The 26222-nt window shown below is 69.8% G+C and carries 20 protein-coding genes and 6 tRNA genes; 11 read left to right on the forward strand and 15 right to left on the reverse strand.

The genetic code is table 11. The features are described from left to right. Positions 1 to 5 precede the first annotated feature (5 nt). The 7 genes from OG709_RS19160 to OG709_RS19190 form a co-directional block, all read right to left on the reverse strand. Entirely contained in the window at positions 6 to 650 is a 645-nt protein-coding gene (locus OG709_RS19160; protein WP_266641677.1) for a response regulator transcription factor, read from the reverse strand. Further along, a complete protein-coding gene (locus OG709_RS19165) occupies positions 647 to 1987 on the reverse strand; it encodes a sensor histidine kinase (RefSeq protein ID WP_329167115.1) in 1341 nt (446 codons plus the stop codon). The genes OG709_RS19160 and OG709_RS19165 overlap by 4 nt, the downstream gene beginning before the upstream one ends. A 23-nt stretch (positions 1988 to 2010) precedes the next feature. Beyond that, positions 2011 to 2829 (reverse strand): ABC transporter permease, encoded by an 819-nt coding sequence (locus tag OG709_RS19170; protein ID WP_443068544.1) that lies wholly within the window; start codon positions 2827 to 2829, stop codon positions 2011 to 2013. Further along, the gene (locus OG709_RS19175; protein WP_250306306.1) at positions 2826 to 3734 is read right to left on the reverse strand and encodes an ABC transporter ATP-binding protein; all 909 of its coding nucleotides are present in this window, start codon (positions 3732 to 3734) and stop codon (positions 2826 to 2828) included. Before OG709_RS19175 ends, OG709_RS19170 begins: the two co-directional genes overlap by 4 nt. Before the next feature lie 147 nt (positions 3735 to 3881). Then, a tRNA-Gly gene (locus OG709_RS19180) sits at positions 3882 to 3954 on the reverse strand. Between the two features lie 79 nt (positions 3955 to 4033). Further along, a tRNA-Gly gene (locus OG709_RS19185) sits at positions 4034 to 4105 on the reverse strand. Between the two features lie 167 nt (positions 4106 to 4272). After that, entirely contained in the window at positions 4273 to 4590 is a 318-nt protein-coding gene (locus OG709_RS19190; RefSeq protein WP_250306305.1) for a histone-like nucleoid-structuring protein Lsr2, read from the reverse strand. Between the two features lie 314 nt (positions 4591 to 4904). Between OG709_RS19190 and purS the strand changes: the two genes are divergently transcribed. The 6 genes from purS to purM all read left to right on the forward strand — a co-directional run bounded on the left by purS (position 4905) and on the right by purM (position 12211). After that, entirely contained in the window at positions 4905 to 5156 is a 252-nt protein-coding gene (gene purS / locus OG709_RS19195; RefSeq protein ID WP_250306304.1) for a phosphoribosylformylglycinamidine synthase subunit PurS, read from the forward strand. Further along, positions 5153 to 5833, forward strand: coding sequence for a phosphoribosylformylglycinamidine synthase subunit PurQ (purQ, locus tag OG709_RS19200; RefSeq protein WP_250306302.1), 681 nt, complete (start codon positions 5153 to 5155; stop codon positions 5831 to 5833). The genes purS and purQ overlap by 4 nt, the downstream gene beginning before the upstream one ends. Then, the gene (gene purL, locus OG709_RS19205) at positions 5830 to 8079 is read left to right on the forward strand and encodes a phosphoribosylformylglycinamidine synthase subunit PurL (protein WP_250306300.1); all 2250 of its coding nucleotides are present in this window, start codon (positions 5830 to 5832) and stop codon (positions 8077 to 8079) included. Before purQ ends, purL begins: the two co-directional genes overlap by 4 nt. A gap of 277 nt (positions 8080 to 8356) precedes the next feature. Beyond that, the gene (locus tag OG709_RS19210) at positions 8357 to 9148 is read left to right on the forward strand and encodes a maleylpyruvate isomerase family mycothiol-dependent enzyme (protein WP_266641673.1); all 792 of its coding nucleotides are present in this window, start codon (positions 8357 to 8359) and stop codon (positions 9146 to 9148) included. Between the two features lie 406 nt (positions 9149 to 9554). Next, positions 9555 to 11081, forward strand: a complete 1527-nt coding sequence (purF, locus tag OG709_RS19215; protein WP_250306296.1) for an amidophosphoribosyltransferase — start codon at positions 9555 to 9557, stop codon at positions 11079 to 11081. A 35-nt stretch (positions 11082 to 11116) separates the two neighbouring features. After that, on the forward strand, positions 11117 to 12211 hold the full coding sequence (gene purM / locus OG709_RS19220) for a phosphoribosylformylglycinamidine cyclo-ligase (RefSeq protein WP_250306294.1): 1095 nt from the start codon (positions 11117 to 11119) through the stop codon (positions 12209 to 12211). Positions 12212 to 12400: 189 nt separating this feature from the next. Here the strand turns inward: purM and OG709_RS19225 are convergent, their stop codons facing one another. Both OG709_RS19225 and OG709_RS19230 read right to left on the reverse strand, forming a co-directional pair. Beyond that, entirely contained in the window at positions 12401 to 12652 is a 252-nt protein-coding gene (locus OG709_RS19225) for a DUF3073 domain-containing protein (RefSeq protein WP_164263978.1), read from the reverse strand. A gap of 279 nt (positions 12653 to 12931) precedes the next feature. Beyond that, entirely contained in the window at positions 12932 to 14032 is a 1101-nt protein-coding gene (locus OG709_RS19230; RefSeq protein ID WP_329167120.1) for a Leu/Phe/Val dehydrogenase, read from the reverse strand. Between the two features lie 158 nt (positions 14033 to 14190). Between OG709_RS19230 and OG709_RS19235 the strand changes: the two genes are divergently transcribed. Then, entirely contained in the window at positions 14191 to 15057 is an 867-nt protein-coding gene (locus tag OG709_RS19235; RefSeq protein WP_329167122.1) for a hypothetical protein, read from the forward strand. Between the two features lie 491 nt (positions 15058 to 15548). Further along, positions 15549 to 15755 (forward strand): developmental transcriptional regulator BldC, encoded by a 207-nt coding sequence (bldC, locus tag OG709_RS19240; RefSeq protein WP_003949541.1) that lies wholly within the window; start codon positions 15549 to 15551, stop codon positions 15753 to 15755. Positions 15756 to 16220: 465 nt separating this feature from the next. Here bldC and OG709_RS19245 read toward each other — a convergent pair whose 3' ends face one another. The 3 genes from OG709_RS19245 to hrpA all read right to left on the reverse strand — a co-directional run bounded on the left by OG709_RS19245 (position 16221) and on the right by hrpA (position 20699). After that, entirely contained in the window at positions 16221 to 16391 is a 171-nt protein-coding gene (locus OG709_RS19245) for a DUF6274 family protein (RefSeq protein ID WP_250306289.1), read from the reverse strand. A 159-nt stretch (positions 16392 to 16550) separates the two neighbouring features. Then, positions 16551 to 16625, reverse strand: a tRNA-Asp gene (locus tag OG709_RS19250). Positions 16626 to 16709: 84 nt separating this feature from the next. Further along, on the reverse strand, positions 16710 to 20699 hold the full coding sequence (hrpA, locus tag OG709_RS19255) for an ATP-dependent RNA helicase HrpA (protein ID WP_250306288.1): 3990 nt from the start codon (positions 20697 to 20699) through the stop codon (positions 16710 to 16712). 100 nt (positions 20700 to 20799) lie between these two features. Here hrpA and OG709_RS19260 point away from each other — a divergent pair, with 100 nt between their 5' ends. Further along, complete coding sequence (locus OG709_RS19260) at positions 20800 to 21867, forward strand: ABC transporter permease (RefSeq protein ID WP_250306287.1); 1068 nt, start codon at positions 20800 to 20802, stop codon at positions 21865 to 21867. Positions 21868 to 21888: 21 nt separating this feature from the next. Here OG709_RS19260 and OG709_RS19265 read toward each other — a convergent pair. From OG709_RS19265 to OG709_RS19275, 3 genes are all read right to left on the reverse strand, one after another. After that, positions 21889 to 21962: transfer RNA gene (locus OG709_RS19265), tRNA-Phe, on the reverse strand. Between the two features lie 22 nt (positions 21963 to 21984). Continuing rightward, positions 21985 to 22059, reverse strand: a tRNA-Asp gene (locus OG709_RS19270). Between the two features lie 38 nt (positions 22060 to 22097). Next, positions 22098 to 22170 (reverse strand) — tRNA-Glu (locus OG709_RS19275). Between the two features lie 299 nt (positions 22171 to 22469). Here OG709_RS19275 and OG709_RS19280 point away from each other — a divergent pair. Continuing rightward, positions 22470 to 22820 (forward strand): metallopeptidase family protein, encoded by a 351-nt coding sequence (locus OG709_RS19280; protein ID WP_250306286.1) that lies wholly within the window; start codon positions 22470 to 22472, stop codon positions 22818 to 22820. A gap of 945 nt (positions 22821 to 23765) precedes the next feature. Further along, on the forward strand, positions 23766 to 26078 hold the full coding sequence (locus OG709_RS19285) for a DEAD/DEAH box helicase (protein WP_266641667.1): 2313 nt from the start codon (positions 23766 to 23768) through the stop codon (positions 26076 to 26078). Positions 26079 to 26222: the final 144 nt, after the last annotated feature.

The raw sequence follows: 26222 nt of genomic DNA on the forward strand, positions 1-26222 counted from the left end.
GTCCACTATACCCAACCTCGCTGGCGCGCGAGACGCACTGCGGTGTGACGGTTTTCGGCCCCCAGCTTGGTCGCGGCCGACGACAGGTAGTTCCGTACCGTCCCCGGCGACAGCGAGGCCCGCTCGGCGATCTCCGCGACCGGTGCGCCGTCCGCCGCCAGTTCCAGCACCTCCGCCTCCCGCACGGTCAGCGGCGAGTCCCCGGCGGAGATCGCGTCGGCGGCCAACTCCTGGTCCACATAACGCCCTCCGGCCCGCACCGTCCGGATGATCTCGGCCAGCTTCTGCGCGGACACCGTCTTCGGTACGAACGCCCGCACCCCCGCCGAGAGCGCCCGCTTCAGATGGCCGGGACGGCCGTGGCTGGTGACGATCATGCAGCGGCACTCCGGGAGTTCACCGCGCAGAGCTGTGGCCACACTCACACCGTCGGCCCCCGGCATCTGAAGATCCAGCACCGCGACATCGGGCCGGTGCGCCCGTGCCATCGCGAGCGCCTCGGGCCCGGACGCGGCCTCGGCGACCACCACGAGGTCGTCCTCCAGCCCGAGCAGCGCGGCGAGCGCGCCCCGGATGAGGTGCTCGTCGTCGGCGAGCAGCACCCGTACCGGACCCGCGCTCCCGGCCCCCGGCCGTACGGACCCGGTCACGCGGCAGCCTCCGTACCCCGGTCACGTACGGCGCCCAGCGCCTCCGCACCCCGGCCGGGCACCGCGCCCAGCGGGACCTCGGCGGTCAGCCGGAACCGTCCGCCCCCGGCCGGGCCCGCCACCAGGGTGCCGTCCAGGGCGGTCAGCCGCTCCCGCAGCCCGGCGAGACCCGAACCGGACGTGCCGTCGGCGCCGGCCGCCGCGTCGGCGCCGTCGTTCTCGACGGTCAGCGTGGCGTCCGACCCCGAACGGGACACCTCGATCGCGCAGCGCCGGGCGTCCCCGTGCCGCAGCACATTGGTCGCCGCCTCCCGCACCACCCAGCCGAGCGCCGACTGGACGGCCCCCGAGAGGCCGTCCACCGGCCCCGAGACCGCGCACTCGATCCCCGCGGCCTCCAACACCCCGCGCGCACCGTCCAGTTCGACGGCCAGATCGGCCTCCCGGTACCCACGCACCACTGCACGTACCTCCCGCTGCGACTCCTGCGCGATGCGCTGCACCTCGGCCATCTGCTCCATCGCCGCCGACCGCTCGCCGTGCCCCGAGCCGCGCCCCGGGCCACGCTCAGAGCCGTGCTCCGCGCATCGCTGCTGTTCGCGCCGGGCCAGCTGGACCGCCAGCTCGCTCTTCAGCGCGATCACCGCCAGATTGCGCCCCATCACATCGTGCAGGTCCCGCCCGAACCGCAGGCGTTCCTCCGCGACCGCCAACTGCGCCTGTACGTTCTTCGCCTGCTGGAGCTGCCACATCATGCCCAGGTGCCAGGCGGAACAGCGCACCGCGAGGGTGAACCACCCGGGCCCGAAGACGATGGAGATCGCGCAGCCGAGCGCCAGGGCACCCTGCCCGAGCAGCGCCACCACCCCGCACACGCCGATCAGCAGGGCCAGTTGCACCAGGAAGGTGGTCCGCCGCCGCACGACCAGGCAGTGCGCCATCGAGAACGGCACCAGCGTGACGCACACCAGCAGCGTCACGCCCGGGACCCGGACCATTCCCACCGCCGAGGTGAGCGCCAGCACGGCCACCACGTCCGCCGCCAGCAGCCCGGCCGCCAGCGCGACCAGCCGCCGGGGGACGGCCCCGACGCCCAGGTACTCGCCCAGCGCCGCCGGGACCAGCACGTTCCCGCACACGCCCTGGGCCACCGCGACCAGACAGGACGCGACGATCAGCGGGACAGGAGCGTCGGAGTGCCGGACCGGCCCGGTCACCGACAGCATCACCTGGACGGCGACCGTCATCCAGAGCAGGACGAGCAACGTCCCGCGCGTGTAGAGGTCGATCTGGGCGAGCCCCTCACGCGCCCGCCATCCCCGTATCCACGTCAGCACATCGACCCCCGCGCTCCCCTGCGTCAGCGACGCGGTTCCCAGCGGAACCAGCGCTTTACAGCAAACACCGCCAGCACCGTCCAGGCCACCGCCGTCAGCATGTGCCCCAGGGCGTCGTACACGGACGCCGACCCCGTCCAAGCGCCCCGTACCAGCTCCACCACCGGTGTCAGCGGCAGCAGTTCGCAGACCGAGGCCAGCTTGTCGGGAAAGACCTCCAGCGGCACGATCACCCCCGAACCGGCCATCGACAGCAGCATCATCGGGATGATCGTCAGCTGAGCGGCCTCGGCGGACCTGGTGACCCCCGCGGTGGCCGCCCCCAGCGCGGTCAGCATCGCGACCCCCAGGACGACGCCGGCGGCCATGAGCAGCGGAGCGGGCGGCAGCCCCATGTCGAAGACCACCGCACAGCCGGCCGTCAGCAGCGCGCACTGCACCAGCGCGATGACCGCGGAGGGCAGCGCACCCCCGGCGAGGATCTCGATGTCCCGCGCCTCGCCGGTACGCAGCCGTTTGAGCACCAACTGCTCGCGGCGGACCACCAGCACGCTGACCACCCCGTTGTAGAGGGCGAAGAGCATCGAGAACCCGATGGCCCCGGGCAGCAGCACCGCGCCCGCTGTCAGCCCGGCCCTGTCCAGGCTCTTCTGGGTCGTCGTCGACGAGATGACGACGGTCATGAAGACGGGCAGCACCACCATGGTGAAGAGCGAGGCCTTGCTGCGCCCCAGCTGCGTCAGCTCGGCGCGGGCCAGCGCTGCCATCCGTCCGGTGTGCGGCACGTACCTCCGCAGTACGTTCCTGTCGCTGTCCGTCGGGACCGTGACCGGTGCGCTCATCGCGCGGCCTCCTGCTCCTGTGCGATGCCCAGAAATGCTTCCTCCAACGAGGCCGACCGCACATCGAGCCCCCGCAGCTCGATGGCGTTGTCCCTGGCCCACACCAGGAGTTCGGTGGCGGCGTGCTGCAGTACGGAGGTCCGCAGCTGCACCTCCCCGCCGGTACGGACATACGTCCCCAGCGGCGGCAGGTCGCCGACCGCGAGCCCGCCGGGCAGGGCGAACGAGATGTGCGAGGGCTGCGAGCCCACCACCTCGTCCACCCGCCCCTCGGCGGCGATCCGTCCCTTGTGCAGGATCGCCAGCCGGTCCGCCAGCTCCTCGGCCTCCTCCAGATAGTGCGTGGTCAGCAGGACGGTCGTACCGTCGTCGCGCAGCTCACGCACCAAGTCCCAGGTCTCCCGGCGCCCTTCGGGGTCGAGGCCGGTCGTCGGCTCGTCGAGGAAGAGCACCTCGGGGCGTCCCAGCAGCGCCATCGCCAGGTCCAGGCGTCGCTTCTCGCCGCCGGAGAGCTGCTTCACCCGGACCGCCGACCGCCCGCCGAGCCCCACCTTCTCCAGGGCCTCGCCGACGGGGCGCGCGCCGCTCGTGCAGCCCGCCCACATCCGTACGGTCTCGGCGACCGTCAGTTCCGGCGGGAACCCGCCCTCCTGGAGCATCACCCCGGTACGCGGCCGGACGGCGGCGCGCTCGCTGTACGGGTCGTGCCCGAGCACCCGCACCCGGCCGCCGCTCGGCTGGGCCAGGCCCTCCAGCAACTCCATCGTGGAGGTCTTGCCCGCGCCGTTGGTCCCGAGCAGCGCGAAGAGTTCCCCGGCCGCTACCGAGAAGGAGACACCGGCGACGGCTTCGAAACCGCCCGCGTAGGTGCGTCGTAGATCTGCGACCTCGATCACATCTGTCATGGATCCAGGCTGCCCGGGTGCCCGGCCGGCGGCCGATGACAAATGTCATCGGATCCGATGAGCCCGCGCACGCCGCAGCGCTCCGCGCTCATGGAACGGGCACATGAGAAAGGCCCCGGTCACGAGGACCGGGGCCTTTCTCCACTGAGCGGACGACCAGGTTCGAACTGGCGACCTCAACCTTGGCAAGGTTGCGCTCTACCAACTGAGCTACGTCCGCATTGCCGCCGACCGGCTTCCACCGGACGGTGCGAGCACTACTCTACCCGACCGGCTGAGTGGTCTGGAGAGCGATGCAGAGCGGGTGACAGGAATTGCACACTGCGCCTTCCCCCTGGAAGGGGGATGTTCTACTACTGAACTACACCCGCACGCTGCTTCGGTTGGGGCCTTTCGGCCTTGCCCTTCGGCGTGCTCCAGACTCTAGCTGATCAACAGGGGTGGAACGCAAGTCGAGTCGCCGCGACGGGAGTCGGTGGGGAGTCGACGGGGTCCGGCCGGGTCCCGCCCCGGCCCCGGACCGCTGGGGTGCGGGGCGTCAGCCCGCCGCGTTGAACGCCTCGTAGACCTTCTTCGGGATGCGCCCGCGGGCCGGCACGTCCATCTTGTTGGACCGCGCCCAGGCGCGGACGGCCGCCGGGTCGGGGGCCACCGAGGTGTGCCGGTACGCCTTGCCCGACTTCGACTGCTTTCGGGCTGCCTCCAGGAAGGGGGCCAGCGCCTTGCGCAGTTTCTTTGCATTGGCGGTATTGAGGTCGATCTCGTACGACTTCCCGTCGAGACCGAAGGTGACCGTTTCCGCCGCTTCTCCGCCGTCGATGTCGTCGGAGAGCGTGACCACTACTCGCTGAGCCACGGACTTCGGTCCTTTCCTGCGACACCGCCTGTCCGCGTGCTCCCACGCTGACGTGCTGCGATGTCGGCCTTACGGCTGATTTTTAGTTACGGCATTTCCTTTGTACAGCGGAAGGCGCCGCATTGTGAAGCCCACCCAATTACATGCGCGTGTCCGAGTGCAATCCGGTAGGACGATTTTTTCGAGGATTTTTCTCCGGTGTTGTCCGGGCCGATATCTGAACGTGATCGGTCATACTCATTATCTACCCGCGTAGATTTTTGGGCCAGGTAGTCTGAGGGGACCGCCTTCGCACCAAAACACCGGGAGTGCCAGTGGCACGCGTCGTAGTCGACGTCATGCTCAAGCCGGAGATCCTCGACCCGCAGGGACAGGCGGTGCAGCGTGCACTGCCCCGTCTCGGCTTCGATGGAATCGCCGACGTACGTCAGGGAAAGCGTTTCGAGCTGGAGGTCGAGGGGCCCGTCGATGACGCCGCCCTCGCCCGCATCAATGAGCTGGCTGAAACCTTCCTCGCCAACACCGTCATCGAGAACTTCACCGTGAAGGTGGAGGCAGAGAAGTGACCGCTCGTATCGGAGTCGTCACCTTCCCTGGCACCCTCGACGACCGGGACGCACTGCGCGCGGTACGTGTCGCCGGTGCCGAGCCCGTTTCGCTCTGGCACCGTGACAAGGGCCTCCAGCAGGTCGACGCGGTCGTGCTCGCCGGTGGTTTCTCCTACGGCGACTATTTGCGGGCCGGAGCCATCTCCCGCTTCTCGCCGGTGATGGAGACGATCATCGAGCAGGCGAAGGCCGGTCTGCCGGTCCTGGGTATCTGCAACGGTTTCCAGATCCTCACCGAGTCGCATTTGCTGCCCGGCGCGATGCTGCGGAACAACCATCTGCACTTCATCTGCCGCGACCAGAAGCTGCGCGTGGAGAACCCGGACACCGCCTGGACCGCCGACTACACGGCCGGTCAGGAGATCTCCGTACCCCTCAAGAACATCGACGGCCGGTACGTCGCGGACGAGCGTGTCCTCGACGAGCTGGAGGCCGAGGGCCGGGTGGCATTCCGGTACCTGGACGGCAATCCCAACGGCTCGCTGCGCGACATCGCCGGTGTCACCAACGCCGCGGGCAATGTCGTCGGCCTGATGCCGCACCCCGAGCACGCCGTGGAGCCGCTGATCGGTACGGGGCGTACCGACGGCCTCGGATTCTTCACCTCGATCCTGAAGAAGCTGGTCAACGCATGAGCCTCGACACCGTCCAGCACGCCGCGGAGACCCCCGGGGCCGAGCAGCCCTGGAAGGAACTCGGCCTCAAGGAGGACGAGTACGCGCGGATCCGCGAGATCCTCGGCCGCCGTCCCACCGGTGCCGAGCTCGCCATGTACTCCGTGATGTGGTCCGAGCACTGCTCGTACAAGAGCAGCAAGGTCCACCTCAAGCAGTTCGGCGAGAAGGTCCCGGAGAACGACGCGATGCTCGTCGGCATCGGCGAGAACGCCGGTGTCGTCGATGTCGGCCAGGGCTACGCGGTGACCTTCAAGGTCGAGTCGCACAACCACCCCTCGTACATCGAGCCCTACCAGGGCGCGGCCACCGGCGTCGGCGGCATCGTCCGCGACATCCTCGCCATGGGCGCCCGCCCGGTCGCGGTCGTCGACCCGCTGCGGTTCGGTGCGGCCGACCACCCCGATACCAAGCGGGTACTGCCCGGTGTCGTCGCCGGCATCGGCGGTTACGGCAACTGCCTCGGCCTGCCGAACATCGGCGGCGAGGTCGTCTTCGACGCCTGCTACCAGGGCAACCCGCTGGTCAACGCGGGCTGCATCGGCGTCATGAAGCACGAGGACATCCACCTCGCGAAGGCTTCGGGCACCGGCAACAAGGTCATCCTGTACGGCGCCCGCACCGGCGGCGACGGCATCGGCGGCGTCTCCGTGCTGGCCTCGGAGACCTTCGAGGCCACCGGTCCGGCGAAGCGTCCGGCGGTCCAGGTCGGTGACCCCTTCCAGGAGAAGCTCCTCATCGAGTGCACCCTGGAGATCTTCGGCGAGAAGCTCGTCGCGGGCATCCAGGACCTCGGCGGCGCCGGGCTCTCCTGCGCCACCTCCGAGCTGGCGAGCGCCGGTTCGGGCGGGATGCGCGTCGAGCTGGACACCGTTCCGCTGCGCGACTCCTCCCTCTCGCCCGAGGAAATCCTCATGAGCGAGTCGCAGGAGCGCATGTGCGCGATCGTCGAGCCGCAGCACGTCGCGCGGTTCATGGAGATCTGCGAGAAGTGGGACGTCATCGCCACCGTCATCGGTGAGGTGACCGAGGGCTCGCAGCTGGAGATCTTCTGGCACGGCGAGCAGATCGTGGACGTGCCGCCGCGGTCCGTCGCGCACGAGGGCCCGACCTACCACCGGCCGTACGCCCGCCCCGAGTGGCAGGACGCGCTCCAGGCGGACGACGCGAACAAGCTGGCCCGCCCGGCCACTTCGGCCGAGCTGCGCGAGCAGGTGCTGAAGCTCGTCGCGTCGCCGAACCAGGCGTCGAAGGCGTGGATCACCGACCAGTACGACCGTTTCGTACAGGGCAACACGGTGCTCGCGATGCCCGAGGACGCGGGCATGATCCGGATCGACGAGGAGTCGAACCTGGGCGTGACCATGGCGACCGACGGCAACGGCCGGTACGCCAAGCTCGACCCGTACACCGGCGCGCAGCTCGCGCTGGCCGAGGCGTACCGCAACGTCGCGACCACCGGCGCGAAGCCGCTCGCCATCTCGGACTGCCTGAACTTCGGTTCGCCCGAGGACCCGGACGTCATGTGGCAGTTCGCCGAGGCCACCCGCGGTCTCGCGGACGGCTGCCTGGAGCTGGGCACGCCGGTCACCGGCGGCAATGTGTCGCTGTACAACCAGACGGGCGACGCGGCCATCCACCCGACGCCGGTCGTCGCGGTGCTCGGTGTGATCGACGACGTCAACCGCCGTACGCCGATGGCCTTCGCCGAGGAGGGGCAGCTGCTCTACCTGCTCGGCGACACCCACCAGGAGTTCGGCGGTTCGGCCTGGTCCCAGGTGGTCCACGACCACCTGGGCGGGATGCCGCCCCGGGTGGACCTCGGCCGCGAGAAGCTCCTCGCGGAGATCCTCATCTCGGCCTCGCGCGACGGCATGATCGACGCCGCGCACGACCTGTCCGACGGCGGTCTGATCCAGGCGGTCACCGAATCCTGCCTGCGCGGCGGGAAGGGTGCGCGGCTGGTCGTCCCGGACGGCCTGGACGCGTTCACGTTCCTCTTCTCCGAGTCGGCGGGGCGCGCGGTCGTCTCGATCCCGCGCAGCGAGGAACTCCGCTTCAACGACATGTGCGGGGCGCGCGGCCTGCCCGTCACCCGCATCGGTGTGGTGGACGGCGCGGACATCGAGATCCAGGGCGAGTTCAGCCTGCCGCTGGCCGAGCTGCGCGAGGCGCACGAGGCGACGATTCCGGCGCTGCTGGCCTGACGGTTTTACTTGTACGACGAAGCGCCGGTGCACGGGAGTTGATCTCCCGGACGCCGGCGCTTCGTCGTGTGCCGGTCAGTGGGCGAAGGCGGGTGCCTTCGGGTCGGGCCCGTACGAGTTGTGCTGAGTGTGATGCGCGCCCCATCCCCATGGAGCGCGCCAAGGGCGCAGAACCTATGCGGCTCGAACTCGGCCGGTCAAGATCTTTTGCGGCCCCGCCCGCGACCGTGAACGGGCTCCCGGACCCGAGCGGCGGGGCGCCGCATACGCTCACCCCATGCCGCCGTCCCAGAAGCGTGCCCGCCGCTACGACCACGCCAGAACCCGCACCGCGGTCCTGGCCCAGTTCGGACACGTACGCAGCGCCGTGGCCGGACTCACCCCCGACCAGCTCGCCCGCCCCACCCGGCTCGGCGACTGGACCGTACGCGAACTGGCCGCGCATCTCGCCATGGCCGTCGAGAGCGTCAGCCGGTGTCTCGACCGGCCGGCCCCGGAGCGGCAGGAAGTCACCCTGCTGGACTGGCCGTTCGCCACCGCGCAGGTGGCCGGGCAGATCTCCGAGGACGTCAGGGCGCTCGCCGCGACTACCACCCCGGACGAGCTGTTCCGGCGGACCGCGGACCGGATCACCGAGCGGCTGCCGGCCGCAGCCGAGGACCGGCTGATCGCGAGCCGGGTCGGGGCCATGCGGCTCGGCGACTACCTGGTCACGCGCTGCGTCGAACTCGTCGTGCACACCGACGACCTGAACGCCGCCACCGGCCTGGAGATCCCGTACGACCGACAGGCCCTGGCCGCCTGCACCCGCCTCCTCGCGGACGCGCTCGCGGTCAAGGCCCCCGGCGCGTCCACCGAGGTCAGGATCCCGCCGTACGCCGTCGTCCAGTGCATCGAGGGCCCCCGGCACACCCGCGGCACCCCGCCCAACGTCGTCGAGACCGACCCGCTCAGCTGGATCCGGCTCGCCACCGGGCGTACGCGGTGGCGAGCGGCCGTCGACGCGGCGCTGGTCGCGGCGAGCGGGGAACGGGCGGATCTCTCGGACCTGCTGCCGGTGATGGGCTGAGGGGAAGCGGGAGCCGAACCGCCCTGTCCGAGGGGCGCGGGCATCGCATCAGGAAAGGCGCGGGCATCGCATCAGGAAAGGCGCGGGCATCGCATCAGGAAAGGCGCGGGCGTCGCATCAGGAAGGGCGCGGGCATCGCATTCGGAAAGGACCGGGCGAGCGGTCCGGACGGTCGCATGCGCTTCAGCGTGCGTCCCGGCGACCGTGCAAGGCGGCATCCTTACCGTCGGTGACGGCGCGGGAACGGAACCTCGGCCGTATGAAATCCGCCACGGCCCCCTGACCCCCACAGCCCCGGACAGGACCGGAATCCCTGCTACCGCATAGCGCCGCGTATCGGTCAGAGCGGGCACCGGGACCGATCCCCAATTCGGACCAGTGGTCGATCTCGCCTACACTCGGTGGCGTGCCTCGTGGTGATGGACGACTCAACCACGACCTGCTCCCCGGAGAGAAAGGCCCCCAGGACGCTTGTGGCGTCTTCGGTGTCTGGGCTCCGGGCGAAGAGGTCGCCAAGCTCACCTATTTCGGACTGTATGCCCTGCAGCACCGTGGACAGGAGTCCGCGGGCATCGCAGTGAGCAATGGGTCCAAGATCCTGGTCTTCAAGGACATGGGTCTGGTCTCACAAGTCTTCGACGAAACCTCTCTCAGCTCTCTTCAGGGCCATATCGCAGTGGGTCACGCCCGCTACTCCACCACCGGAGCCTCGGTGTGGGAGAACGCGCAGCCGACCTTCCGTGCCACCGCGCACGGCTCGATCGCGCTCGGTCACAACGGCAACCTGGTCAATACGGCCCAGCTCGCCGCGCTCGTCGCCGAGCTGCCCAAGGAGAACGGCCGGTCCACCCAGGTGGCCGCCACCAACGACACCGACCTGGTGACCGCGCTCCTCGCGGGCCAGACCGATGACGAGGGCAAGCCGCTGACCGTTGAGGAAGCCGCCGCCAAGGTGCTGCCCGACGTGAAGGGCGCGTTCTCGCTGGTCTTCATGGACGAGAACACCCTCTACGCGGCCCGTGACCCGCAGGGCATCCGCCCGCTGGTCCTCGGCCGTCTGGAGCGCGGCTGGGTGGTGGCCTCCGAGTCCGCCGCCCTGGACATCTGCGGCGCCTCCTACGTCCGCGAGGTCGAACCCGGTGAGCTCGTCACCATCGACGAGAACGGTCTGCGCACCGTCCGATTCGCAGAAGCGAAGCCCAAGGGCTGCGTCTTCGAGTACGTCTACCTGGCCCGCCCCGACACCGACATCGCGGGCCGGAACGTCTATCTCTCGCGTGTGGAGATGGGCCGGAAGCTGGCGGCGGAAGCCCCGGCCGAAGCCGACCTGGTGATAGCGACGCCCGAGTCGGGAACGCCCGCCGCGATCGGTTACGCCGAGGCCAGCGGGATTCCGTACGGCTCGGGCCTGGTCAAGAACGCCTATGTCGGCCGGACCTTCATCCAGCCCTCGCAGACGATCCGCCAGCTCGGCATCCGCCTCAAGCTCAACCCGCTCAAGGAAGTCATCCGCGGCAAGCGCCTGGTGGTCGTCGACGACTCGATCGTCCGCGGCAACACCCAGCGCGCCCTGGTCAAGATGCTTCGTGAGGCCGGCGCCGCCGAGATCCACATCCGGATCTCCTCCCCGCCCGTGAAGTGGCCCTGCTTCTTCGGCATCGACTTCGCGACCCGCGCCGAGCTGATCGCCAACGGGATGTCCGTCGACGAGATCGCCACCTCGATGGGTGCCGACTCGCTGTCGTACATCTCCATCGACGGCATGATCGAGGCGACGACGATCGCCAAGCCGAATCTCTGCCGCGCGTGTTTCGACGGCGAGTACCCGATGGACCTGCCCGACCCCGAGCTGCTCGGCAAGCAGCTGCTGGAGACCGAGCTGGCCGCGGGACCGGCGAACACCGCCGCTGCCGACGCGCTCCGTCGTCCGTAAGCCCCGCGCCGTACGAAACGAAAGTCCTCATCGTCATGTCTGCTGAATCTTCCGAGCGTGCGCCGCACGCGGGCACCGGTGCCAGCTACGCGAGCGCGGGCGTCGACATCGAAGCCGGTGACCGCGCCGTCGAGCTCATGAAGGAGTGGGTGAAGAAGACCCGCCGCCCCGAGGTCATGGGCGGCCTCGGCGGTTTCGCCGGTCTCTTCGACGCCTCCGCCCTGAAGCGGTACGAGCGTCCGCTGCTGGCCTCGGCCACCGACGGCGTCGGGACGAAGGTCGACCTCGCCCGCAAGATGGGTGTGTACGACACCATCGGCCACGACCTCGTCGGCATGGTCGTCGACGACCTGGTCGTGTGCGGTGCGGAACCGCTCTTCATGACCGACTACATCTGCGTCGGCAAGGTCTTCCCCGAGCGCGTCGCCGCGATCGTGAAGGGCATCGCCGAGGGCTGTGTGCTGGCCGGCTGCGCGCTGGTCGGCGGCGAGACCGCCGAGCACCCCGGCCTGCTCGGCGAGGACGACTTCGACGTCGCGGGCGCCGGTACGGGCGTGGTCGAGGCCGACCGGCTGCTCGGCCCGGACCGGATCCGCCAGGGCGATGTGGTCATCGCGATGGCGTCGTCCGGACTTCACTCCAACGGGTACTCGCTGGTGCGTCACGTCGTCTTCGACCGGGCCGGCTGGACGCTGGACCGGGAGATCGCGGAGTTCGGCAGGACCCTCGGCGAGGAACTGCTGGAGCCCACCAGGATCTACTCGCTGGACTGCCTGGCGCTGACCCGGACGACCGAGGTGCACGGCTTCAGCCACATCACCGGCGGCGGGCTCGCCAACAACCTGGCCCGGGTCATCCCGGACGGCCTGCACGCCACCGTCGACCGTTCGACCTGGACGCCGGGCGCCGTCTTCGACGTGGTCGGCAAGGCCGGACAGGTGGAGCGGCTGGAGCTGGAGAAGACGCTCAACATGGGCGTCGGCATGATGGCCGTCGTTCCCGGGGAGTCCGTGGACGCGGCGCTGGCGACCTTCGCCGACCGGGGCCTGGACGCCTGGGTGGCCGGAGAGATCACCGAGCGCGGCGACCGCACCTCGGGCGCCGAGCTCACCGGGGACTACGCCAAGTAGGCAGCCCCGACGGACGGAGCGCCCGGCACCACGGCCGGGCGTGACGACCGACGGGACCGGGCCGGCGGTACGGACCGGGACAGCACAGAACCCGGCCCGGGGCGGAAGCCCTGGACCGGGTCGGGTGACAGTGCCGACCGGAGTCCGCACCGCGACTGTGCTCGGTGACTGCTGTGTGAGGTCTGTACGTCAAGCGCCGCGGCGCTGAGACGAAGGACCGGACTCGTCGTCCTCGTCCTGATCCTCGTTGTAACGATCCGCGTACTGTGCGTACGGGTCATCTTCCTCTTCGTCGTCCTCGAACGGCTCCGCGTTCGGTGGCTGACTCGTAGGAGATGCGCCCAGCTCATTGGCCAGACGCGACAGGTCCGTTCCGCCGCTGCTGTACTTCAGCTGGCGGGCGACCTTCGTCTGCTTGGCCTTTGCCCGGCCGCGCCCCATGGCTCGACCCCCTCGGTGACGGGGCTCGACGGCCCCAGAGTCTTGACACCCGTTCATGATTCGGAACGGACTCTCCGTGAAGAGTCCGGTCCGTAGGGCTTCAACGGTACCTGCTTCCGCGGCCATACGGTACGCCGCCCACAGGTAGCGCCGCTTCACAGAACCGGCGAGGAGCCCCGTCCTCGCTGGTCAGCTGCGATTTTAGCCTCTTCCGGGCGGCCGACCCGCCGACGGGGGTGAGTCACGTCTCCCCGACAGCGGGTCAGCGCCCGTGCACCGTCAGTGGCTGCGCGCCTCGGCCATCCGCTGCTCGGCAATCCGGTCCGCCGCGGCGGCCGGCGGGATACCGTCTTCCTTCGCACGTGCGAATATTGCCAGCGTGGTGTCGAAGATCTTCGCGGCCTTCGCCTTGCAGCGGTCGAAGTCGAAACCGTGCAGTTCGTCGGCGACCTGGATGACGCCGCCCGCGTTCACCACGTAGTCCGGGGCGTAGAGGATCCCGCGGTCCGCGAGGTCCTTCTCGACACCCGGGTGCGCGAGCTGGTTGTTGGCGGCGCCGCACACCACCTTCGCGGTGAGCACCGGCACGGAGTGGTCGTCGAGCGCGCCGCCCAGGGCGCACGGGGCGTAGATGTCGAGCCCCTCGGTACGGATCAGCGCCTCGGTGTCGGCGACCGGGGTGACCAGGCCGGGGTGCTTGTCCGTGACACGGCGTACGGAGTCCTCCCGCACGTCGGTGACCAGGACCTCCGCGCCCTCCGCCAGCAGGTGCCCGACCAGGTGGTGGCCGACCTTGCCGACGCCTGCGACGCCGATCCGGCGACCGCGCAGCGCCGGATCGCCCCAGAGGTGCTGGGCGCTGGCCCGCATGCCTTGGTAGACGCCGAACGCGGTGAGCACCGAGGAGTCGCCCGCACCGCCGTTCTCGGGGGAGCGGCCGGTGGTCCACCGGCAGGTCCGCGCGACCACGTCCATGTCCGCGACGTAGGTGCCGACGTCGCAGGCCGTCACGTACCGCCCGCCGAGCGAGGCGACGAACCTGCCGTACGCCAGGAGCAGTTCGTCGGTCTTGATCAGCTCCGGGTCGCCGATGATCACGGCCTTGCCACCGCCGTGGTCCAGTCCGGCCATGGCGTTCTTGTACGACATCCCGCGAGCCAGGTTCAGCGCGTCGGCGACGGCCGCTTCCTCGCTCGCGTACGGATAGAAGCGCGTACCGCCGAGGGCGGGGCCCAGGGCGGTGGAGTGGATGGCGATCACGGCCTTGAGGCCGGTGGCGCGGTCCTGGCAGAGCACGACTTGCTCGTGTCCCCCCTGATCCGAGTGGAACAGGGTGTGCAGCACATCGACATTGTCAGGGACGCCGGTCACAACGGTCACGGTGGTGACTCCCAAGTACGAAGCGGCGAAGGATGGAGAGCCCTCTTACGGGTGGAGAAGGCCCTGCTTGGCAGCAGATTAGGGCCTACGCGTCCGTAGATCAGGCGCAGTGCGCAGGATCACCCCCTCGTGGTGCGGTGCCGTGGGACGATCACCTCATGGCGGTGGTGTCCTCAGTGATCGTCCCCTATACGTCCTACCTGCGGGTGTACGAGCCCCTGGCGGCCTTCCCGGAGTCCGAGCGCGGCCACTGGGCCCGCTACGCGCGCCGGACCGACCTGCCGACGGCGCAGGACGAACTCCGGCGCTCGCTGGCGGATCTGGTGCCGACGCCACCGGTCGCGGTCCCGGTGCACGAGAGCGCCGAGGCGTTCGTGGCCGAGCTGGACGGGGTGGTCTGCGTCTGCCCGTGGCGGACCCGGCTGCGCGGCTGGCAGGCCCTGGAGGCGCTGGAGGAGCAGTACCCGGCGCCCGTCCTGGACGTGGTGCTGCCCCCGGTGGTGCGCCGGCAGGCCGCGGCCGACTACGAGCGCTGGCAGGAGCGGAACCCGGACGCGCGGCCCTGGATCAGAACGACGGTGTGGCATGTCCCGGTCCGCTGGTTCACGCTCTTCGACGACGAGGAGCGGGAGTACGCGAAGGGCGGTTCCACCGGGGAGGCCGGGGGCGCGGTGCGGCTGCCGCCCGTGCTCCGGTACCGGACGCCGATGGTGCAGGCGAGGCGCCGGCTGGCCCGGTCGCTGAAGACGCTCCGCGAGCACTTCGAGGAAGGCCCGCTCACCGAGGGCCTGGTGGAGGTCGGACGGTGGCTGGAGGAGTTCCATCCCCGGTCGCTGGTCGAACTCGACTACGGCGGCCTGGTGCACGCCCTGCCCGAGGCGCAGTTGGCGGAGGACCGGTCGGCCGCGGACGTGACGGCCGCGGTCGCCGCGCTGCGCGCGGGCGACGAGGCGGCGGCCGATGCGGCGTACGAGCGGCTGGCTGTCCGCTGGCGGGCCGTACGGGAGCGGCAGACCGCGAACTGACGGGTCGTCCGTCCGGGGCGCGCACAGGGCCACGGACGGCGGTGGGGACCTAGGTCCCGATCCGGGCCTTTGCGTCAAGCGTGATGGACCGCACTTACCGGGGCCTTGCGCCCATCCCCTACCCTCGTGTCAAAATAGGACAAGGAGCCCGGGGAGGGCTCCTTCCGTCCAAGTAAGGGCGGATTGCTCGGCATTGCACTCTATAGGGGGGGTCTGTTGACTCCTGATCGCCATGTTACTGATCGTTACTGTGGTGTGACTGTCCGCTATGGCATGGTCCATCGGGCTTCCGCCGCTGATGAACACCTGAGAGGGCAATTCCATCGGTTTGGCCGACGTGGCTGGACGGATGGTGTAGTTGTAGTGCCGAGGACAAGCCGTTCGTCCTATAACCGACTCGGCTCGCGTCCGCCATTTCGGGCAACGCGGGTCAAGGTGCAGAATTTAGAGGAAAGAACCGAGATGGTTCGGTTCTCCCGAGGAGGCCGCTCATGACCGCTCGCACCCCTGATGCCGAGCCGCTGCTGACCCCGGCTGAGGTTGCCACGATGTTCCGCGTGGACCCGAAGACGGTCACCCGCTGGGCGAAGGCGGGCAAGCTCACGTCCATCCGAACGCTGGGTGGGCATCGCCGGTACCGCGAGGCAGAGGTCCGTGCGTTGCTGGCGGGTATTCCGCAGCAGCGCAGCGAGGCCTGAACACCCCGATAAATCGGGCGTTTCCAGGTCCCCCAACCTGGTTCGCTCCGCTTTGGCTCCACTTGACGGCCGTCCGCCCCAACGGATTTCTGTCTTCGATCGCGCTGGACTCCGCCGGGTCCAGCGCGATTTTTTTGTGTCATGGCCCGCCCGGAGGGGCTGCCGCAGGGCCGTCTGCCTGCTCCGATGCGCCTCCGGGCGGCTGCGGGGCGGGGTTCCACGGCCCGCCGGGGGGCGTCCGATTCCGCCCCGTCGTCCCGTTGTAGGGGCCCGTTTGGGGGCGGGGCGTGTGCCGCCGGTTACGCCTCGCACAGTAGTGCAATTGCACATATTAAATTGGGGTGTTGTAAGAGAGGGGTAAGTTCACTCGTTCTCAAAACTCTTTACGTGACACCCGTCACACGGCTCGCCCCTTGCCAAACCCGAGTCTGCCACCGGGCGGGCGCCGGGCAACGGGTTGTCGGGTCATCCGCGTGGCGCCGCCCCGCCGTCCGCCGGCGGCTCCATGGCGAGCCGCAGCAGCCGGTGACAGACCGGACAGTGCCGGGTGAGGTGCCGGTAGCCCGTACGCCCTTGGGCGGCGGCCAGATGGGCGCGCAGCAGTGCCCGGGTCTCATGTCTCGTAGCCGCCGCCATACGCCGCCTCCCGCCGGGTCCCCAGCTGTCTGAGTACCCGTGAGGGGAAGCCGTCGTCAAGACGCGTGCACGGCCCCGTGGGGGCGGCGCACGGGGCCGGACAGCAGAACGGCCCGCATCCGGTGGGGATGCGGGCCGTTCTGTACTGCTTCTCTACTGCGGTCCTGACGGGATTTGAACCCGCGGCCTCCACCTTGACAGGGTGGCGAGCACTCCAAACTGCTCCACAGGACCAGGTTTCGCAGCCGATGTTCGTTTGGCTGCGAGACAGAACTGTACAGGAGCCCGAGGCCCTGGTCGAACCGGCTGCGGAACAGGTCAGCGGACCGCCGCGACCACCGCGTCGATGGCCTTCACGATGCGCTTGTCCGAGACGGTCTGCGCCGTGCCGAGGGCGTGCGCGAAGTAGCTCACCCGCAACTCCTCGATCATCCAGCGGATGTCGGTCACCTCCTGCGGGACGGGCCGCCCCTGCGGCAGCTGCTCCAGCAGCCAGGCGTACTCGTCCTGCATCTCGTGGACCTTCTCCATCCGGGTGGTGTCCCGCTGGACGGCCGTCGGCATCTGCTGGAGGCGCCGGTCCACGGCGACCATGTAACGCATCAGGTCGGGCAGCCTGCGCAGCCCGGTCGCGGTGACGAAACCCGGCTTGATGAGCGTCGCCAACTGGGTGCGCACGTCGGTGAGGTTGGCGACCAGCACCAGGCTGGTGGTGGCCTTCAGCCGGCGTTCGGCGGCCTGCCAGGCGGCCAGGATCTGCTGGACCTGGTCGACGGTCCTGATGGTCAGCTCGACCAGGTCGGTGCGTACCTTCTCGTACAGCTTGCGGTACGACTCCTCGTCCCACGCCGGCCCGCCGTGGTCGGCGATCAGCTTGTCCGCCGCCGCCGTCGCGCAGTCCTCGAAGAGGGCCTGCACCGAGCCGTGCGGATTGCGGGACAGCGCGAGCTTCGCCTGGTTGCTGAGCCGGTCCGAGGCGAACTTGGCGGGGTTCACCGGGATGTTGAGCAGGACGAGCCTGCGGGTGCCCTGCCACATCGCCTGCTGCTGCTCGGCCTCGGTGTCGAAGAGCCGTACGGAGACGGACGTGCCCGCGTCGACCAGGGCCGGGAACGCGCGGACCGGCTGGCCCGCCCGCCTCGTCTCGAAGACGCGCGAGAGCGTGCCGATCGTCCAGTCGGTGAGGCCGGTGCGCTCGACGGACTCACCCGCCGGTCCCGCCGTCGCCGCCGCGGCCTTGGAGAGGGCCTGACGGGCCTTGGGGCGCAGCTTCAGCTTCAGCGCCTCCAGGTCCTTGTCCTCGGCCAGCTTGCGGCGCCGCTCGTCGACGATCCGGAACGTGATCTTCAGGTGGTCCGGCACCCGGGAGAGATCGAAGTCCCCGGCCGCGACCGGGACGCCGACCATCCGCTGGAGCTCGCGGGCGAGTGTCAGCGGCAGCGGCTCCTGGAGGGGGACCGCCCGGTCCAGGAAGGCTCCGGCGTAGTTCGGCGCGGGCACGTAGTGGCGGCGGATCGGCTTGGGCAGCGAGCGGATCAGCTCGGTGACCACCTCCTCGCGCAGCCCGGGGATCTGCCAGTCGAAGCCCTCGGGCGTGACCTGGTTGAGCACCTGGAGCGGGATGTGGACGGTGACGCCGTCCGCGTCCGCGCCCGGCTCGAACTGGTACGTCACCCGGAACTTGAGATTCCGCTGCCGCCAGGAGTCCGGGTAGTCGTCCTTGGTGACCGAGCCGGCCTTCTCGGTGAGGAGCATCGAGCGCTCGAAGTCGAGCACCTCGGGCTCCCCGCCCGCCTCGTGCCGCTTCTGCTTCCACCAGGAGTCGAAGTGCGCGCCGGAGACGATGTGTTCCGGGATGCGTTCGTCGTAGAAGTCGAAGAGCGTCTCGTCGTCCACGACGATGTCGCGGCGCCGGGCGCGGTGCTCCAACTCCTCGACCTCGGCGAGGAGTTTGCGGTTGTCCGCGAAGAACTTGTGGTGCGTGCGCCAGTCGCCCTCGACCAGTGCGTTGCGAATGAAAAGCTCCCGGCTGGTCTCCGGGTCGATCCGGCCGTAATTGACCTTGCGCTGGGCGACGATCGGGACGCCGTACAGCGTGACGCGCTCGTACGCCATCACGGCCGCCTGGTCCTTCTCCCAGTGCGGCTCGCTGTAGGTGCGCTTCAGCAGGTGCCCGGCGAGCGGTTCGATCCACTCGGGCTCGACCTTCGCGTTGACCCTGGCCCACAGCCGTGAGGTCTCGACCAGCTCGGCGGACATGATGAAGCGCGGCTGCTTCTTGAAGAGCGCCGAGCCGGGGAAGATCGCGAACTTCGCGTTGCGGGCGCCGAGGTACTCGTTCTTCTCGGTGTCCTTGAGCCCGATGTGCGAGAGCAGCCCGGCCAGCAGCGAGACGTGCACCGACTGCTCGGGGGCGTCCTCCTCGTTGAGGCGGATGCCCATGGTCCTGGCCACCGAACGCAGCTGCGCGTAGATGTCCTGCCACTCACGGATGCGCAGGAAGTTCAGGTACTCCTGCTTGCACATCCGGCGGAAGCTGGAGGAGCCGCGCTCCTTCTGCTGGTCGCGGAGGTAGCGCCAGAGGTTCAGGAAGGCCAGGAAGTCGGACGTCTCGTCCTTGAAGCGGGCGTGCTGCTGGTCGGCCTGTGTCTGCTTCTCCGCGGGGCGCTCGCGCGGGTCCTGGATGGAGAGCGCGGCGGCGATCACCATGACCTCGGTGACACAGCCGTTCCGGTCGGCCTCCAGGACCATCCGTGCCAGCCTCGGGTCGACGGGGAGCTGGCTGAGCTTGCGGCCCTCCGGGGTGAGCCGCCGCTTGGGGTCCTTCTCCTTGGGATCCAGCGCGCCCAGCTCCTGGAGGAGCTGCACACCGTCGCGGATGTTGCGGTGGTCCGGCGGGTCGATGAAGGGGAACTTCTCGATGTCGCCGAGCCCGGCCGCGGTCATCTGGAGGATGACGGACGCCAGGTTGGTCCGGAGGATCTCCGGGTCGGTGAACTCCGGGCGGGTGAGGAAGTCGTCCTCCGCGTACAGCCGGATGCAGATGCCGTCGGAGGTACGGCCGCAGCGGCCCTTGCGCTGGTTGGCGCTGGCCTGCGAGATCCGCTCGATGGGCAGCCGCTGGACCTTGGTGCGGTGGCTGTAGCGGGAGATACGGGCGGTGCCCGGGTCGATCACGTACTTGATGCCGGGGACGGTCAGGGAGGTCTCGGCGACGTTGGTGGCCAGCACCACCCGTCTCGTCACACCGCCGGAGGGCCGCTGGAACACCCGGTGCTGCTCGGCGTGCGACAGCCGGGCGTACAGCGGGAGCACCTCGGTGAACCGCAGGTTCCGTTTGTTCAGCGCGTCGGCGGTGTCCCGGATCTCGCGCTCGCCGGAGAGGAAGACCAGGATGTCGCCGGGGCCTTCGCCCTGGAGCTCGTCCACGGCCTCGCAGACCGCGGTGATCTGGTCGCGGTCGCCGTCTTCGCCGTCCTCTTCGAGGAGCGGGCGGTAGCGGACCTCGACCGGGTACGTACGGCCGCTGACCTCCACGATCGGCGCCCCGGACCCGGCCCTGCCGTCCGTCATGTCCACCGAGGCGAAGCCGCCGAAGTGCTGCGCGAACCGCTCGGGGTCGATGGTGGCCGAGGTGATGACGACCTTCAGATCCGGCCGCTTCGGCAGCAGCTGCGCCAGATAGCCCAGCAGGAAGTCGATGTTGAGGGACCGCTCGTGGGCCTCGTCGATGATGATCGTGTCGTACGCGCGCAGCTCGCGGTCCGTCTGGATCTCCGCGAGCAGGATGCCGTCGGTCATCAGCTTGATGAAGGTGGCGTCCTGGTCGACCTGGTCGGTGAAGCGGACCTTCCAGCCGACCGCCTCGCCCAGCGGGGTCTTCATCTCGTCCGCGATGCGCTCGGCGACCGTACGGGCGGCGATCCGGCGCGGCTGGGTGTGGCCGATCATGCCCCGGACGCCGCGGCCCAGCTCCAGGCAGATCTTGGGGATCTGGGTCGTCTTGCCGGACCCGGTCTCGCCCGCGACGATCACCACCTGGTGATTCCGTATCGCCTCGGCGATCTCGTCCTTCTTCTGGCTGACCGGCAGCTGCTCGGGATAGCTGACGGCGGGCACCCGGGCGGCCCGGCGGGCCAGCCGCCCCGCGGACTTCTCCGCCTCGGCGGCGATCTGGTCCAGCGCGGCCTGCCGGGCCTCTGGTTTACGGATACGGCGGGCGCCCTCCAGGCGTCGGCCGAGCCGGTGCGCGTCGCGCAGCGACAGCTCGTTGAGCGTGGCCTGGATATCAGCGAAGGAAGTAGACATACCTGTCCCAGGATCTCACCCGGTGCAACCCACTGGCGAACGGATTTGAGTGTCAGGTTCTGGACGCGTATGTCTGTTGCGTGTGGTTTAGCGTGAATTCATGCCGCCTCAGACGGAACACCACGGTGCCCATCCCGCGCGTCGCCCGACCGGCCGCGAGCGGTGGGAGGCGTTCCGCGCGTCGCCCTTCCTGCCGGCGACGGTGCTGCTGTTCATCCTGTCGGCGGCGGCCGGGACCTTCGCCGGTTCGTACACCTACTTCATGGCGAACCCGACCCCGCACCGGGTGCCCACCGCGGTCGTGGGCGCGTACCGGTCACCGGCGGGGCAGCGGTTCATCGGCGGGATGGAGAAGGCGCTCAACACCTCGCTCCGGCTGCACACCTACTCCACGGTCGCCGACGCGCGGCAGGCCGTGGACCAGCAGAAGGTCTTCGCGATCGTCGACGTGCGGGCCGGACACGTCCGGCTCGACCTCTCCTCGGCCTCCGGGGCCTCGGTCGCGCAGGTCCTCGCCGAGTCCGCGCCGGCGGTGGCGAAGGCGACCGGTGTCCCCGTACTGGTGACGGACATCAAGCCGCTCCAGAAGGGCGACCCGCGCGGGCTCGCGATCTTCTACGTCTCGCTCGCCGCGGTGATCATCGGCTTCGTCGGCGCGATCCAGCTCTCGGTGCACGCCCGCGGCCTCGACCCGGCCGAACGCATCGCCTGCATCATGGCCAACGCCCTGCTCGGCGGGTTCGCCATCGCGGCTGTCGTCGACTGGCTGCTGGGTGCGCTGGACCTGCCGTTCGTGGAGTCCTGGCTGATCCTGGCGTTCACGATGTTCACGACCGGCATGGTCTTCACGATGTTCAACAGCCTCATCGGCCGCTGGGCGCTGATCCCCACCTGGGGTCTGATGGTGCTGCTCGGCAACCCGTCGTCGGGCGGCGCGGTCTCCTGGCCGCTGCTCCCCTCGACCCTGGGGCACATCGGTCAGTGGCTGCCGCCGGGCGCCTCGGTCAACGCCCAGCACGCGGCGGTGTACTTCCGGCACTACCAGCACCCGTTCCCGTTCCTGGTCCTGGCCGCGTGGTCGCTGGTGTCCTGTGCCGTCTTCTGGCTCCGGCGTCATCAGCACCCGGGCGGACGGGAATCGGGTACGCGAAAGGCTCCGGCCAGTTAACTGACCGGAGCCTTTCAAAGGTGGCTGGGGCCGGGATCGAACCGGCGACCTATCGCTTTTCAGGCGATCGCTCGTACCAACTGAGCTACCCAGCCACGCAGCACATGCGAGCTGCAGCGGTCCTGACGGGATTTGAACCCGCGGCCTCCACCTTGACAGGGTGGCGAGCACTCCAAACTGCTCCACAGGACCAAGCTGTTGTGCGACTAAGTGTCGCACAGTGTGGTGCGTGCCCCCAACGGGATTCGAACCCGTGCTACCGCCTTGAAAGGGCGGCGTCCTGGGCCACTAGACGATGAGGGCAGAACTACTGGTGTCGCTGCTTCCGTGTCCCTGGAAGCTTGTGACTCCGCTTCCCCCTCAAGAGGTTCCGCTTCTTCTTCGACCTCTTCGATCTCCGAACGGTCAAGCCCCTGACCGGCGCCCTCGGGCACGTCGGAGACTGTACTACGGCGTTTCGGTGTCAGCCAAACCCAATCGGCGAGGGGGGTGCCCGCTGCCCGCCGGGCACCGAGGGCCGTGGCCACGGGTGCCGTACGCCCGGGACGCGGAGCGGCCGATCGGGCTCGGCGTGCACGGGGGAACCACGGGACAATGGGCGGGTGCTGGAGATGACGCGTGAGCAGTTCGAGGAATTGGTCGCCGAGGCGCTGGACCGCATCCCGCCGGAGCTGACGCGGCTGATGGACAACGTCGCGGTGTTCGTCGAGGACGAGCCCGCCGCCGACGACCCGGAACTGCTGGGGCTCTACGAGGGGACGCCGCTGACCGAACGCGGCGAGTGGTACGCGGGCGTCCTGCCGGACCGGATCACCGTCTACCGGGGGCCGACGCTGCGGATGTGCGCCTCGCGGGAGGAGGCGGTGGCGGAGACCGAGATCACGGTGGTGCACGAGATCGCCCACCACTTCGGGATCGACGACCAGCGGCTGCACGCGCTCGGGTACGGCTGAGGGGGGCGCGGTGCCGGACCGGCACGGGGTTGCCGGAGCGACGCGGGCGTACGGGAAGTGGCGTCGGCGTACGGGAAGCGGTGCGGGCGTGTCCCTTTCGGGGCCACGGGAGTTGGGCACTGAGAGCCCTCACCCCCTTCCCCGGAGGTGCGCCCCGTGCGCCAGTTGCCCGTCCCTGCCCGGTTGGCCGCCGCCGTGATGGCGGTGGCGGCCTCGGCGGGCTGTGTGAGCGTGACCGACCATCCCGGAAAGCCGACGCCCTCGGTTTCGAAGGGGGCGTCGCACCGGGCGGACGCCGGACCGGACGGTGCGGCGGCCCCGGACGGGGGCGGGGTGCACCGGGTCCGGGGAACGGACGGGAAGGGTCGCGACGCCGGAGCCGGAGCCGGGAAGGAGCACGGCGCCTCGCCGTCGCCCAGCGGCCGGGCCGACGGAGCCTCGGGGGCGCCCCGGCCCCACCCGGGGGAGCCCTCGGCCCCCGGCGGCAGGCCGTCGGCGCCGCCTGTGATCGATCCGCCTCCGCCCCCGCCGCCCTCGGAACCACCGGAGACGAGCCCGGACCCCGAACCGAGCACCTCCGCGCCGGGAGCCACGTCACCACCGCCGCCGGTCGAGAGCAGGCGGCGCCGGACCGGCGCGATGGCCGTCCCGGTTGCATCTCCGCAGGTGGAACCGGTTTAGGCAGGGCTCGAACAGGGCCTCGGCGGCGAGCCTCGGAGGGGGTCTCCGAAGCTCGGTTTGCCAGGAAGGGGGGAGGGTGAGTATGGTAGTAGATCGTTTGATCCCATTGCCCGACGCCATTGTGTTTCTTGATCGTCAAGAGACGAAGAGCGTCCCGAGGCGCGTACTCTCCCTTACCGTGACTGGACCGCATTGAGGCGGTCGAAATAGCGATTCACGGAGTTATGGGCGCGTGCCGAGACTCCGGAAGGTTTCGCATTTCGCATGTCCAATTCCAGTTCTGACCACGCCGTCATGCCCGAGAACGACGAGATCGTCGCCGACGCCGAGGCTGTCGTGGTCGAGGTCGAAGAGGCCCTCGTCGAGGCCGTAGTGGCCGAAGACACCGCCACCGACACCGTCGTCGAGACCACCGACGCCGACACCACCGACGCCGACACCGAGGCTGCCGCCACGGACGAGCCCGCCGAGGCCGTCACCGAGGACGAGGCCGAGCCCGCCGAGCCGACCGTGACCTTCGGGTCCCTCGGTCTCCCCGACGGCATCGTCCGCAAGCTCGCCCAGAACGGCGTCACCGCGCCCTTCCCGATCCAGGCCGCGACCATCCCGGACGCCCTGGCCGGCAAGGACATCCTGGGCCGCGGCCGTACCGGCTCCGGCAAGACCCTCTCCTTCGGACTCCCGCTGCTGTCCGCCCTCTCCGGCGGCCACACCGAGAAGAAGAAGCCGCGCGGCATCATCCTCACCCCGACCCGTGAGCTCGCGATGCAGGTCGCGGACGCGCTCCAGCCGTACGGCGACGTGCTCGGCCTGAAGATGAAGGTCGTCTGCGGCGGTACGTCCATGTCCAACCAGATCTACGCCCTGGAGCGTGGCGTCGACGTACTCGTCGCCACCCCGGGCCGACTGCGCGACATCATCAACCGTGGCGCCTGCTCGCTCGCGGCCGTCCAGGTCGCCGTCCTCGACGAGGCCGACCAGATGTCCGACCTGGGCTTCCTGCCCGAGGTCACCGAGCTGCTCGACCAGATCCCCGGCGGCGGCCAGCGCATGCTCTTCTCCGCCACCATGGAGAACGAGATCGGCACGCTGGTCAAGCGTTACCTGACCGACCCGGTCAGCCACGAGGTCGACAGCGCCCAGGGCAACGTCTCGACCATGTCGCACCACGTCCTCGTCGTGAAGCCGAAGGACAAGGCGCCGGTCACGGCCGCGATCGCCGCCCGCAAGGGCCGCACGATCATCTTCGTCCGTACGCAGCTGGGCGCCGACCGTATCGCCGAGCAGCTCGTCGAGTCGGGCGTCAAGGCCGACGCCCTGCACGGCGGCATGACGCAGGGTGCCCGTACGCGCGTCCTGGAAGACTTCAAGAAGGGCTACGTCAACGCCCTCGTCGCCACCGACGTGGCCGCCCGCGGTATCCACGTCGACGGCATCGACCTGGTCCTGAACGTGGACCCGGCCGGTGACCACAAGGACTACCTGCACCGTTCGGGCCGTACCGCCCGTGCCGGCAAGTCCGGCGTCGTCGTGTCGCTGTCGCTGCCGCACCAGCGCCGTCAGATCTTCCGGCTGATGGAGGACGCGGGCGTCGACGCCGCGCGCCACATCGTCCAGGGGGCCGGGGTCTTCGAGCCCGAGGTCGCCGAGATCACCGGCGCCCGTTCGCTGACCGAGGTCCAGGCCGACTCCGCGAACAACGCCGCCAAGCAGGCGGAGCGCGAGGCCAAGGAGCTCACCCGCGAGCTGGAGCGCATCCAGCGCCGTGCCACGGAGCTGCGCGAGGAGGCCGACCGCCTGGTGGCGCGCGCGGCCCGTGAGCGTGGCGAGGACCCCGAGGCCGCTGTCGCCGAGCTGGCGGCTGCCACCGAGGCCGAGCTGGCCGCGGCGGCCGTACCGGCGCAGCCGAGGGCGGAGCAGCGCGAGGAGCGTCGCGACGACCGCGGCAGCTTCGGACGCCGTGACGACCGGGGCGGCGACCGTGGTGGATACCGCGGCGGCGACCGTGGTGGTGACCGCGGTGGCTTCCAGCGCCGTGACGACCGTGGTGGTGACCGTGGTGGTTTCCAGCGTCGTGACGACCGTCCGTCGGGTGACCGTGGTGGTTTCCGTCGTGATGACCGTCCGTCGGGTGGTTTCCGTGGTGGCGAGCGTCGTGACAACGACCGTCCGTCCGGTGACCGTGGTGGTTTCCAGCGTCGTGACGACCGTCCGTCGGGTGACCGTGGTGGTTTCCGTCGTGATGACCGTCCGTCGGGTGGTTTCCGTGGTGGCGAGCGTCGTGACAACGACCGTCCGTCCGGTGACCGTGGTGGTTTCCAGCGTCGTGACGACCGTCCGTCCGGTGACCGTGGTGGCTTCCAGCGCCGCGACGACCGCCCCACCGGCGGACACCGTGGCAGCGACCGTCCGTTCAACCGTGACCGCCGTGACGACCGGCCGACCGGCGGCTTCCGCTCCGGTGGCGCCGACCGTCCGACCGGCCGCCGTGACGACCACCGCACGACGGGTACGGGTACCGGCACCGGTTCCTTCGGCCGCCGTGACGACAAGCCCCGCTGGAAGCGCAACAGCTGACACCGGGCCAGGTGTGAACCTGTGACCTGCTGAAGCGGGCCCGTCCTCCCCGGACGGGCCCGTTTCCGTTTCCGTCCCCGTACGACGCCCCGGTGTCCGCCCGCTGATCCGGCCGTACGATGACCGGGGCCACCGCCGACGGGC

The organism is Streptomyces sp. NBC_01267 (assembly GCF_036241575.1).
In the GTDB taxonomy this organism is placed as follows: Bacteria; Actinomycetota; Actinomycetes; order Streptomycetales; family Streptomycetaceae; genus Streptomyces.

Coding starts and splice junctions, on each gene's coding strand:
- OG709_RS19225 (WP_164263978.1), bottom strand. CDS start 12,652: ATGGGGCGCGGCCGGGCAAAGGCCAAGCAGACGAAGGTCGCCCGCCAG.
- purL (WP_250306300.1), top strand. CDS start 5,830: ATGAGCCTCGACACCGTCCAGCACGCCGCGGAGACCCCCGGGGCCGAG.
- bldC (WP_003949541.1), top strand. CDS start 15,549: ATGACCGCTCGCACCCCTGATGCCGAGCCGCTGCTGACCCCGGCTGAG.
- OG709_RS19285 (WP_266641667.1), top strand. CDS start 23,766: ATGTCCAATTCCAGTTCTGACCACGCCGTCATGCCCGAGAACGACGAG.
- OG709_RS19245 (WP_250306289.1), bottom strand. CDS start 16,391: ATGGCGGCGGCTACGAGACATGAGACCCGGGCACTGCTGCGCGCCCAT.
- OG709_RS19175 (WP_250306306.1), bottom strand. CDS start 3,734: ATGACAGATGTGATCGAGGTCGCAGATCTACGACGCACCTACGCGGGC.
- hrpA (WP_250306288.1), bottom strand. CDS start 20,699: ATGTCTACTTCCTTCGCTGATATCCAGGCCACGCTCAACGAGCTGTCG.
- purM (WP_250306294.1), top strand. CDS start 11,117: ATGTCTGCTGAATCTTCCGAGCGTGCGCCGCACGCGGGCACCGGTGCC.
- OG709_RS19170 (WP_443068544.1), bottom strand. CDS start 2,829: ATGAGCGCACCGGTCACGGTCCCGACGGACAGCGACAGGAACGTACTG.
- OG709_RS19260 (WP_250306287.1), top strand. CDS start 20,800: ATGCCGCCTCAGACGGAACACCACGGTGCCCATCCCGCGCGTCGCCCG.
- OG709_RS19235 (WP_329167122.1), top strand. CDS start 14,191: ATGGCGGTGGTGTCCTCAGTGATCGTCCCCTATACGTCCTACCTGCGG.
- OG709_RS19210 (WP_266641673.1), top strand. CDS start 8,357: ATGCCGCCGTCCCAGAAGCGTGCCCGCCGCTACGACCACGCCAGAACC.